11 protein-coding genes are annotated in these 11,588 nt (G+C 40.9%); 6 read left to right on the top strand and 5 right to left on the bottom strand.

Going from position 1 to position 11,588, the window contains the following annotated elements:
* Positions 1-382: 382 nt before the first annotated feature.
* Positions 383-982 carry a GTP cyclohydrolase I FolE gene (gene folE / locus BFP75_RS16480; protein WP_099546447.1) on the bottom strand — a complete coding sequence of 200 codons (600 nt, stop codon included), beginning with the start codon at positions 980-982 and terminating at the stop codon, positions 383-385.
* A gap of 207 nt (positions 983-1,189) precedes the next feature.
* Here folE and BFP75_RS16475 point away from each other — a divergent pair, with 207 nt between their 5' ends.
* The 3 genes from BFP75_RS16475 to BFP75_RS16465 are packed head-to-tail and all read left to right on the top strand — an operon-like array spanning position 1,190 to position 3,193.
* Positions 1,190-1,870: an ABC transporter ATP-binding protein gene (locus BFP75_RS16475; RefSeq protein WP_099546446.1), complete on the top strand. Its 681-nt coding sequence runs from the start codon at positions 1,190-1,192 to the stop codon at positions 1,868-1,870.
* Positions 1,871-1,874: 4 nt separating this feature from the next.
* Positions 1,875-2,432, top strand: a complete 558-nt coding sequence (locus BFP75_RS16470) for a CPBP family intramembrane glutamic endopeptidase (protein ID WP_099546445.1) — start codon at positions 1,875-1,877, stop codon at positions 2,430-2,432.
* Entirely contained in the window at positions 2,429-3,193 is a 765-nt protein-coding gene (locus tag BFP75_RS16465) for a TIGR02757 family protein (RefSeq protein ID WP_099546444.1), read from the top strand. Before BFP75_RS16470 ends, BFP75_RS16465 begins: the two co-directional genes overlap by 4 nt.
* Here the strand turns inward: BFP75_RS16465 and BFP75_RS16460 are convergent.
* The 3 genes from BFP75_RS16460 to BFP75_RS16450 form a co-directional block, all read right to left on the bottom strand.
* Positions 3,190-5,019: a cytochrome-c peroxidase gene (locus BFP75_RS16460; protein ID WP_165776622.1), complete on the bottom strand. Its 1,830-nt coding sequence runs from the start codon at positions 5,017-5,019 to the stop codon at positions 3,190-3,192. The two genes, BFP75_RS16465 and BFP75_RS16460, sit on opposite strands and share 4 nt — an antisense overlap.
* Before the next feature lie 75 nt (positions 5,020-5,094).
* Positions 5,095-6,735, bottom strand: a complete 1,641-nt coding sequence (locus BFP75_RS16455) for an alkaline phosphatase PhoX (RefSeq protein ID WP_099546442.1) — start codon at positions 6,733-6,735, stop codon at positions 5,095-5,097.
* 197 nt (positions 6,736-6,932) lie between these two features.
* Positions 6,933-8,069, bottom strand: coding sequence for a Gfo/Idh/MocA family protein (locus BFP75_RS16450; protein WP_099546441.1), 1,137 nt, complete (start codon positions 8,067-8,069; stop codon positions 6,933-6,935).
* Positions 8,070-8,295: 226 nt separating this feature from the next.
* On the opposite strand from BFP75_RS16450, the gene BFP75_RS16445 reads away from it, so the two are divergent.
* Complete coding sequence (locus BFP75_RS16445; RefSeq protein WP_099546455.1) at positions 8,296-9,786, top strand: S10 family peptidase; 1,491 nt, start codon at positions 8,296-8,298, stop codon at positions 9,784-9,786.
* On the opposite strand, the gene BFP75_RS16440 is transcribed toward BFP75_RS16445, so the two are convergent.
* Positions 9,783-10,241 carry a hypothetical protein gene (locus BFP75_RS16440; RefSeq protein WP_206073559.1) on the bottom strand — a complete coding sequence of 153 codons (459 nt, stop codon included), beginning with the start codon at positions 10,239-10,241 and terminating at the stop codon, positions 9,783-9,785. The genes BFP75_RS16445 and BFP75_RS16440 overlap by 4 nt on opposite strands.
* A gap of 269 nt (positions 10,242-10,510) precedes the next feature.
* On the opposite strand from BFP75_RS16440, the gene BFP75_RS16435 reads away from it, so the two are divergent.
* Together BFP75_RS16435 and BFP75_RS16430 are read left to right on the top strand one after the other, a co-directional pair.
* Positions 10,511-10,891 (top strand): hypothetical protein, encoded by a 381-nt coding sequence (locus BFP75_RS16435; protein WP_123803499.1) that lies wholly within the window; start codon positions 10,511-10,513, stop codon positions 10,889-10,891.
* A gap of 7 nt (positions 10,892-10,898) precedes the next feature.
* Entirely contained in the window at positions 10,899-11,588 is a 690-nt protein-coding gene (locus tag BFP75_RS16430) for an SGNH/GDSL hydrolase family protein (protein ID WP_099546454.1), read from the top strand.

Below are 11,588 nucleotides of genomic sequence, written 5' to 3'. Positions count from 1 at the left end.
GCCATGGGTACCGTAACGTTAAAGCCACGACTAGGTGAAGGAAGGTATGCGACTATTGATTCTTCTATCATATCTTTGTCAAGAATAAAGTACATAAAGGGTTGTTTTGGTTTGACTTATGTTTCACAACACAAATCTCTGCAACCCTGTCTTTCGATCCAAAAAAAGTTTAAACCACTTCAATTTAAAAAACCTACTCAAAAGAACAATAACAATGCCAAAATACTGAAAGAAAATTGAATATCCGTTTCAAAACATTTACCAACGGAACCCCAAGTAACTTCGAGAGTCAATTTTATAAATCTTTTCAGTACTCCCCACGAATGACGCTACCAAAATAAGGAACAGGGTAATCGTGGGAAGAACTACCAAGGATGTCCAATTACGACAAATCTGAGCTTATCAATTTCAAGAACTCGTTTCGGGTCTCTATTTTTTCAAATTGCCCCCTAAAACCAGAGGTTGTGGTTACGGAATTCTGTTTTTGCACCCCCCGCATCATCATACACATATGCGAAGCTTCTATCACCACGGCAACACCTTTTGGCTGTAAGGTATTGTTGATACATTCCAAAATATCATGGGTCAGACGTTCCTGCACTTGTAATCTTCGTGCAAAAACATCCACGATTCTTGGGATTTTACTAAGTCCAACTATATGTCCGTTTGGTATGTAGGCCACATGCGCCTTGCCAAAAAATGGTAACATATGATGTTCGCACAAGGAATATAGCTCAATATCCTTAATGATGACCATATCATCATAATCCTCCTTGAACATGGCTCCTCTCAAGATTTCCTCTGCGTCCTGTTTATAGCCTTGGGTCAAGAATAACATGGCTTTTGCCGCCCTTTCCGGGGTTTTTAACAGTCCTTCCCTGCTTTTGTCCTCCCCTATTTCATCAATGACCGATGCAAATTTTTCTTTTATTCCATCGGTTATTTCCATATTATATTCCTCTAAATTTCTGTATGGAGCCATTTATTCTGTTTAAGTAAGTAAATATTTTATTGAACAAAAATATTCATTGTGTTTACAATACAAGCCAATATATCGTTAAAATTCGAAATCAACAATCAAATAAATCATCCGTCGAAGCAATCAAAATTCCAGTATCAACAGAAAGGACTTATGGATTTTTTTATCTGAACCCCATTCTTTAATTTCACCAGTTCAATAAACCATGATATGATCAAAGCCACAAACATCCATAAATATTATGGGGAATTGGAAGTACTTAAGGGTGTTGACCTCCACATAAGACAAGGGGAAATCGTTTCCATAGTTGGTGCTTCGGGTGCTGGAAAAACAACGCTTTTACAAATTCTGGGCACTTTGGACGTCCTTACAAATACTAATGACGGGACGTTACTTGTAAACGGAACGGAGACGACCAAATTATCTGACAAGGAGTTGGCCAAGTTTAGAAATAAGCACATTGGTTTTATTTTTCAATTCCATCAACTATTGCCAGAGTTTACGGCGGTGGAAAATGTATGTCTACCCGCATTCATAAAAAAAACGCCCAAAGGGGAGGCCGAAAAAAAAGCAAAGGAGCTGCTTGATTTTTTAGGACTATCCCATCGCTATAACCATAAGCCCTCAGAACTTTCAGGTGGCGAACAGCAAAGAGTGGCCGTAGCACGTGCATTAATCAACAACCCTTCCATTATATTTGCCGATGAACCCAGCGGAAATTTGGATTCTGAAAGTGCCGACAATCTTCACAATTTGTTTTTTGAACTTCGCGAAAAATTTGGGCAGACCTTTGTAATTGTCACCCATAATGAAGAACTCGCAGAAATGGCCGATAGAAAATTGACAATGGTCGATGGTAAAATAATTGATAAAGAGGTCATACTTTCCTAAAATCATGCTAGAGGAGATTGTTCTGTTTTTAAAAAATCCGGTTTACAAAGAAGAGGATTCCATCAGTATCCATAGAAAACTCAACAATATTTTCAAATTGGCTATACTTGCCATTTCCCTCAGTGTGGTGCTGAGCCTCCTCATTGGTTTAGTGGAGTCTACCTTTGGCCTTGAGCTTGGTAAACACGCTATGGACGATTTTCTTGAAAACTACCCCATAGTCTACCTTTTACTCTTCGCTGTAATCGGTGCGCCTTTTATGGAGGAATTACTATTCCGGGGACCCATGGTTTGGTTCAGACATTCAAAATTTTTCCCGATTGTCTTTTATGCCCTCACGATCGGATTTGGTTTTCTGCATATCTCAAATTACGAGATGAGTCCACAAAATCTATTGCTATCGCCTATTCTAGTGGCACCCCAATTGGCTGCGGGATTATTACTTGGGTTTACTAGGGTGAAATTCGGGCTATTATATTCCATCCTCCTTCATGCACTATATAACTTAATTCTTGCGGGTCCCATTTTAGTGTTCAAACTCTTAGACATCCCTATTGAATGAATAAAAAGGAACTAAAAGAGTTTTTAGACCAAAAGGTCATCGTATATAACAATCCCAGGTTTTTGGAATCCGATCCCATTCAAATCCCCCATCGGTTTAGCAAAAAGGAGGACATAGAAATCAGTGGTTTTTTAACGGCGACCATTGCTTGGGGAAATCGAAAAAGTATCATAAACAATGCCCAAAAGATGATGGATTTATTAGGCAACAGCCCTCACGACTTCGTGCTGAACCACACAGAAGTGGATCTGGTACCTTTGCATGACTTTGTCCATAGAACCTTCAATGGCACTGACCTTTCTTACTTTATCAAGAGCCTCAAACGTATCTATAACAACTACAATGGGCTCGAAGGGGTTTTTACCCAAAATCAGGGTAAAAACTCCATGCAGCCTACCATTTCAGCTTTTAAAAAGCACTTCTTTGAACTCCCGTTTGAGAGACGTACAGCGAAACATGTGTCCGACCCCTTGAAAGGTTCTGCGGCAAAACGTATCAATATGTATCTACGTTGGATGGTACGTAATGCCAACACCCAGGTCGATTTTGGCCTATGGAAAGGTATCCCGGCTTCTAAATTGTCCTGCCCTTTGGATGTGCATTCCGGCAATGTGGCCCGTAAACTAAAATTGCTCAAACGCAAGCAGAACGATGCTAAGGCCTTGGACGAACTGGACAGAAATCTAAGAAAGTTGGACCCAGCCGACCCCGTAAAATATGATTTCGCCCTTTTTGGTTTGGGTGTTTTTGAAAAGTTTTAGTCTATATTTTCGAATTCCTTATCCGTCAAGGTTCTTAAAAATGCAATGATGGCTTTGGATTCATTAACCGTCAGACCCAATGAGTCCGCAGGCAGGGTTTGGTTGGGCACATTAAGTCCCATTCCCTGACCGCCGCCCACATTATAAAAAGTAATGACATCCTCCAAGTTATCATACACACCGTTATGCATGTATGGTGCGGTCAACTCACTATTTCGAACGGTAGATGTTTTAAAAAAATTACGCTTTTCCGAAACCTCGTAGGGAAAATACTGCCCCAAATCCTCATCCAACTCAGGATGGTCAAAATCATCTGTTTTGGGAACACCTAGATTCTCGAATTCCGTTTCCATGTATTTGGGAGGAACAGTCCCGTTAAATACCGGTGGAAAATGACACGTGGCACAGGTAGCCTTCCCCATAAAAAGATTAAAACCCTTTATTTCCTCGTCCGTTAGAGATGCTTCCAAATCCTGCATATTTCGATCAAATTTAGAATCGAAAGGAGCCAAACTTCTTATATAGGTTGCAATGGCATTCCGTACGTTCAAATCGGAAATTATGCCATTGTACAGGGAATCGAACTGCACTTTATAATCGGTACTCGCTTGGACTTTTTGCTCCAAAAGCTTTAAATCAATATGAAATTCATCTTCATTGTTCGCCACATTTACGATTTGGTCTTCAAGACCGTCCGAACGACCATCGTAAAAGAACGAGGTTTGATAAGCGGAGTAACTTAACGTAGGAGTGTTTCTTTGAAGTTCTTTATTGTTTACGCCGACCGCTATTTTAAGTCCGTCCGTAAAGGCTTTTTCCTTTATATGGCATGTAGCACAGCTAATGGCGCCGGAGCTAGATAAAGAGGTATCGTTAAATAGTTTTTGCCCCAACTTTATCCGCCCTTCGGTCAATTGGGGTTCACGTAGTTCCGAAAACATTTTCATGTTGAAAAAGTTCTTGTCAAAGAGATTATTTATGGTCGGATTTAAGGTGCGAGAGGTATTCAAGGTAATTCCCCAATCCATTGCGGTCATATTGATCAAATCCAATTGTTTGTTGGTATGGTTTTTTACGAAAGTGTATCTGTCAAAACTGTCAAAATCTGAAGAATTAAGATCACTGATTGTTAACGCAATTTCCTCCTTCCAACTTTGATAGATGGATTTGTTGGTAAAGGCATTTTCATAAATATCCAAAACCTTGGCAAGGGTTTCGTAATTGTAAACGGCTTCATTTAATGAATTGGATAGCATTGGGGAATCAAAACCTGTAATTCCCTTTGTCGCAATGTTTACAATAGCATCACGAATCATCTTGAGGTGATGTCTATCTCTTTGATTGATCAATATGTGATTCTTTCTTACAAAGGGAATTCGAACTTTTAAATAGCCCAACACCGAGTTCAATTCCTTGTTTGAAAACATTTCCTCGGCAAACAATAATTCCTCCAATACTTGAAAACTCTTTGGATGCAGTACCTTGATATCTTGATAATCGTCTATCTCAACCTTTGTAAGATTTGGGGCGTTCATGGAAAGATAGTTCTCATAATCATAGGCAATGAGCATGGGTTCTACTCTTTTATACCATTTTCTAGACTTTAAAAAAAGCTCCCGATTAGTTTCAACGGAATTTAAGGTGTCCATTTGCGAAACATACAACGCAGTACTGTCCAAGGTAGTAAAATAGTACTCCCGAATATCTTCATTAAAAACCGACTCCAAATCGTTAGAAGCCAATAACCTAGTTTCCCGTTCCTCTTTACATGAAACCAATAATAATAATGAGGCAACGAAGAAAAACCCAAAACCCTTTACTCCCATATTCATTCACTTTTATAATATAGATAAAAAGGGTTCCTTTTATAAGAAACCCTCTTTTTTAAATTTTAAAAATAATTATCTAGGTAACCCTGTTACTTTAAAAAGGAAGGAGCCTTCCAAGGTAGCACTGGACTCCTCGATAGCCGTAGGATCTACGAATTTCAATCCGTCCGCACGTACCGCAGTGTCCGGTGTTTCGCTGAAATTCCATCCATGTACCTGTGCACCGCCCATAAAGGTAGGCTCTGATGCCCCGATGATATCAGTAACATCAATAAGTCCTGATATTTCCCACAAATCGGTGGTTGTTCCCAAACCAAGTCCGGCCGCAACTATTTGGTTACATTCCATAACTTCTGTAAATGCCCCAGTATTCAAATCCAATTGCCACAATTTGGCAAATCCGGAAATGTCAGAGTTTAAAGAAGCATAACCGTTTGGATCCTCTTGGATATAAGCATAGTTTTCGGTAACCAAAATATTATCGGGCGAATGCATCCCATCACCTTTTCCACCTTCCAAATCACCATCAACGACAACGATTAATTTGGCATCAGCAGTTGGATCATTTGGGTCCAACACCAATTTATACACCCTACCAAAGCCCGTACCCCTTAAGTTGAGGTCTGGATTACTTCCCGTAATTCTACCGGTTGCGTTAAAATATACTTCTCGATCAGCACTTGCAGAACCCTTTCTCCAATCGATGTCCTCAATTCTTTGAAATCCTATGGCTGAAGAATCAATGGCCTCTTGGTTTAGCTCGGCCAAGGTTCTTTCAGTTACCTCTACCCATTCTACATCATACTCGATATCCTCTGCCATTCCCATTTCAAATAATTGTCCACCAGCACCGGGTGCAGATTCTATAGGATTTTTCCCTCTTAATACATATAATTTTCCACCATTAAGATCACCCCTGGAACCAACATACATTCCAAAATGTGCTTGTGGATAGGTGTTATTACTATCATCGTCTCCCATAAATACAACGGTTTGGGAAGGATATGCATTTTTTCCGATAACAACGGCATTTTCAGTAGACCATTCGCCCATTGCCGGAAGTCTTTCTGCCTCTACCCTATCCTCTGCTGCCCTAAAGGGATTAACTTTATAAACGCCTTTAGCGTTTCCTCCCCATTCCCCGCCGGAAAGGTACAATGGCCCAAATCCATGTTCTTCAACAGTTACGGAAGAACCAGAACACATTGCGGTAAAAGCAGTGGCCGTTGAGTTTACAATGTAATCCCCTTCCATGGGCTCCAAATTCGAGTTCATCCGGATTCTGGCGATTGAATAGTCGGCCTCCAAATTGTTGATAAACGCATACGTCCCATCTCCGTAAGGATATAAAGCAGCACCGTCCGTGTAAGACCCGTATACAAAGGTGCTGTCCGTCTCAAGAATATCGGCAGAAGAAAGAATCATTTTAAGGTTGGCGGAACCAGCAAAAGAACCCTTTAATTCAAAAACATCGTCAGGAACCACGGAACTGGTCAATGGCACCATCTCAGCTATGGTAAGGTCTTGTCCGTCCTGCCCATCCGTTCCGTCAACGCCATCCGTTCCGTCAACGCCATCCGTTCCATCAACGCCATCGATGCCGTCACGGCCGTCAATACCATCAATACCGTCTTCTGGATTACAACTTACGGCAGCAATTCCCAGCAAGGAAAGTGCACAGACTTTAAACAATAATTTTTTTGATTTTTTCATTTCAATTCTAGTTTTAAGTTACATGAAGCCCAAAACTAAAAACCGAACCTTTTAAAAAGGTTGGCTGAAAATTAGTAATCCATTAACTAAATATTACTAAACCGTTATGGTGTAAATTAATGGTGAATTTGAAGTAAACAAATCCAAAAATAAAGGTTAACCAGGTGCTTAAATGATTGATTTGTTATTAGTTACAATTATGAAACTATTCCCATATTCCCCAAATTAAGCAGTTGCTTTTTACCACCTTGCGCAATGGATTTGTAAATAGCCTCTACGATGATCATGTCCCTTTTTCCCATTTCACCGGGAGCCACGTTTGGAGTGCCCATAAGTATGTGTTTGGCAAAATCGTCCATTTGCAAAGCTTGCTGCGTCTGATGTGGGAAGCTGATGACGTTTCCATTGGAGGTTCTTCCACTTATCGGGCCATAACTGTGGGCTGGATCCAATTCGAACCAACCCTTACTGCAATGTGATTTCAGCCTATTTCCATTGGCATTATGGGAAGTCATCATGTGTCCTACTGCGCCATTGGGAAATTCGAATTGGGCGGTGATGGTTTCGTCCGTATCCTTAAAATAATCGGGTCTGGTACTAAATTCCTGTGCCGAAACCGATGAAGGGTTTGATCCACACCCATAAATACTGGTCTGTATGGAATAAACGCCCATGTTCATCAAGGCCCCTCCGCCGGATAATTCCTTGTTGAGACGCCATTGATCCGGATTTCCATTGGAAATATATCCCGCATCCGAAGAAACAAAATGAACATCCCCAAAGGTTTTTTCCGTAACATACTTTTTTACTTCCTTGGTGTAGGGATCGGATTGCATTCGGTACCCAACGGAAAGCTTAACACCTGCTTTGTCACAGGCATCGATTATGGCTTCACACTCAGCAACGTTGATGGCCATGGGTTTTTCACATATTACATGCTTACCGGCCTTGGCCGCCCGGATACTAAAATCCGCATGCATACTGTTAGGAAGTACCACATAAACGATATCAATCGTTTCATTGTTTGCGATATTATCAAAATTTTCGTAGTTATAGGTGTTCTCCTCTGGTATTCCATATTTTTCTTGCCAGATTTTTTCCTTTTCCCGGGTCCCAGTAACGATTCCCGCCAAGTAACAGTGTTCTGTATCCTGCAATGAAGGGGCCAATTGATACGTGCTATAACTTCCAAGCCCAACCAAGGCGATACCCAATTTTTTATCCAGTGCTTTTGTGTTTTGGCCACAGGCCAAACTCGTACCTCCCAACAAGGTACTGGCGGCAATTCCCTTTCCAAGGGTTATTCCAAAGTCGCGTCTCGTGAATATTTTCATTTTAAAATAATATTAATATGATGTACCAGTTTGCTACACTTTTAAATATAACAAGAATTAAATTGAATTTTAGAACGGATTAAAAAATAGAATTATCTATATAATGGTTATTTTTAGGAGACAAATTCAAACTAATTATGAAATGAGCCATAAAAAATCTTGATACCCACCGAGATGGTTATTGGCGAATTGCATCTGACCTATGAAAAACAATAAAAATATACAGATGAAACGATTAATTTTACCCACCATCCTAATTGTATTATTTTATTTTCAATCCTACGCCCAAGGCAGGGAACTTCCGGTAGACACTGTAGTAACTACCCAACACAGTGTAGTGATAAACGGAACTTCCATAGATTACACCGCAAAGACGGGCACCCAACCTGTATGGGACGAAAATGGCGATCCGATCGCTTCCCTGCTCTATACCTATTACACACGTAATAATGTAAAGGACCGTGCCGCCAGACCCTTATTGATTTCCTTCAATGGTGGACCAGGTTCCGGCTCCGTTTGGATGCATTTGGCCTATACCGGCCCACGCATACTGAACATAGATGACGAGGGGTATCCCGTACAACCCTATGGAGTTAAGGAAAACCCTTATTCCGTGTTGGATGTAACCGATGTGGTCTATGTCAATCCCGCGAACACGGGTTATTCCAGAACGATTCCAGAATCCGGGGAGAAAGTGGACCGTAAAAAGTTTTTTGGTATCAATGCCGATATCAAATACCTTGCCGAATGGCTCAACACCTTTGTCACCCGAAACAATAGATGGCGCTCCCCAAAGTACCTTATTGGGGAAAGTTACGGTGGGCCTAGGGTCATGGGGCTTTCCCTGGAATTGCAGAACGCACAATGGATGTACCTGAATGGAGTAATCTTGGTATCGCCTGCCGATTATAAAATCATAAGAAATTCTGGACCCGTTGCCGAGGCAATGAACCTGCCATACTATACAGCAGCTGCATGGCACCATAAAGCCCTACCTTCAGCCTTACAAAACAAGGATTTACTCGAAATTTTACCCGAATCCGAAGAATATACTATAAATACCTTGATCCCCGCCTTGGCTAAGGGTGGCTTTATACCTAATACGGAAAGGTCTGCAGTTGCCGAAAAAATGGCCTATTATTCCGGATTGGAAGCGAAAGATATCCTGGACCAGAATTTATCCGTACCAACATCATTCTTTTGGAAAAATCTCTTGAAGGAAAAAGGAGGATACACCGTTGGGCGATTGGATTCTAGATACTTAGGTATGGATAAACAATTGATGGGCATGCGACCCGATTATAATTCCGAAATAACTTCATGGCTACACAGTTTTACCCCCGCCATTAATTATTATTTGCAGGAAGAGCTTAAATTCAAGACCGATATTAAATATAACATGTTCGGCCCTGTACGTCCTTGGGACAACTCTGATGAGAATACGAGGGAGAATTTAAGACAGGCCATGGCGCAAAATCCATACTTGAACGTATTGGTACAATCAGGCTATTATGATGGCGCTACCACCTATTTCAATGCAAAGTATCTAATGTGGCAAGTGGACCCAAGTGGCAGAATGAAAGATCGCTTTAGTTTTAAGGGGTATCGTTCCGGTCATATGATGTACCTTCGTAAGGAGGACTTGCAAAAGGCAAACGAGGATATCCGGGAGTTCATCAAAAACACTCAAGCAAATGGCAAAAGTGCAAAATATTAGTATTTTGTTCTGAGGACACTTGGCGAAATTGCCAAAATGGAAAGCGAGGTATCTGGGGAAATGGTATCCATGGGATGTTTATTATGTTCAAATTTAATTCCTATGGCCTCCCTATAAAGTTGCTCTCGCTTTCTTTTTTTCTTTTGTTTGAAAACATCTATGGTAACACCTACACTCACGCCCCCAAGGACGGTCGCCAATAAATCGGAATTATCCCAACCGCCATATTGGTTTTGATCAATGCCTTCTTTTGCCAAACCTATGAGCAGGCTGCCCCCTACGGACCCCACAAAGGTCCAGGCCCTATTTCCATCCGAAACCTGATTTGCCAAACCGGCACCAACCATACCAAATAGATTACCACCAACAAAGTGCAGTACCTTATCCTCGGCAATTTGGGAATATCCTTTTATGGTCAATAAAAGCACACAGGAAAGAAGTAACAGTGTTCTCATACCCGGCAAATATATTAAAACATTGGTTTATAGCTGTTTTTTATTCGCAAATGGAAATTCTAAGATTCCACGTTCAACTTCAAATTAGCCCTTTTAGTTGTGCCTGCCCTTCAGTTTTGTCAAAACGAAGTTTGCTGAAGAACTTTGCCATAAAGTAGTATCTTAGGGCATTATTCGTCATTTTGGAGATTAAGGAATATTTAAGGACAAACAAGATTATACATCTGGCCCTGGTGGCGGGTGTCACGATTTTCCTTTTAATTTCCTATATGGGATCGAAACAATTCCATGCAGAAATAGATGACTCAAATCCCTTTTTATACCTCGTACCAATTTTTGAAGTGGGGGGATATTTTGGAAGTCAGTTTGTTTTTAAGAACATAATTGCATCCGTGGAAAAAACGATGCCCTTGGAAGATAAATTGAAAAAGTTCCAAACTGCGTCCATTATTAAATATGCCATGCTGGAAGGCCCCGCCTTTTTGGCCATAGTCGCTTATAATGCATCGGGCAATGCCCTACCTTTGGTTATTGCGGTGTGTTTGATCCTTTATTTGGCAGTACAAGGACCCAACCTTCAAAAGATTTTGGATACCCTTCCATTGACATCGGATGAAAAAAGAAAACTTCAACACAATAAATATCAATAGTATACCAATGAAAAATTACAAATTAATACTAATGGGAATTTTAGCTACCTTTTTATCCCAACACACCATTTTAGCACAGGACTGGGCCAATTTAAAAATGTTCCAAGAGGCCAATGCATCCTTGGAGGCTCCCAAAGAGAATGAAGATAGGATCGTCTTCATGGGTAATTCCATCACTATTGGTTGGTTAAATTCTAGACCGGAATTCTTTGAAGGTAAGCCCTATGTCAATAGGGGCATCAGCGGTCAAACAACTCCACAGATGTTAATACGTTTTAGGCAGGACGTGGTTGACCTAAGCCCAAAGGTGGTAGTCATCCTGGCCGGAACCAACGATATTGCGGGAAATACGGGACCTTCCACCTTGGAAATGATTATGGACAATATCAAAGGAATGGCGGAAATTGCCCTTGCCAATGATATAAAGGTCGTGTTGTCATCTACCTTGCCAGCCTATGATTATCCATGGAAGCCCGGAATGGAACCCGCTGGGAAAATTGTGGCACTGAACAAAATGATAAAGGCCTACGCTGAAGAAAAAGGGCATGTCTATCTTGATTATTTTTCACAAATGGCCGACGAGCGGAATGGGTTGCCTAAAAAATATGCCAATGATGAAGTACATCCCACCGTTGAGGGTTACAAAGTCATGGAACCCTTGGTAGAAGAAGCGATTCAAAAAGCCTTGAAAAAATAG

The organism is Maribacter sp. 4G9 (genome assembly GCF_002742265.1).
GTDB lineage: Bacteria > Bacteroidota > Bacteroidia > Flavobacteriales > Flavobacteriaceae > Maribacter.
This window is presented reverse-complemented; position numbering and strand designations above follow the sequence as displayed.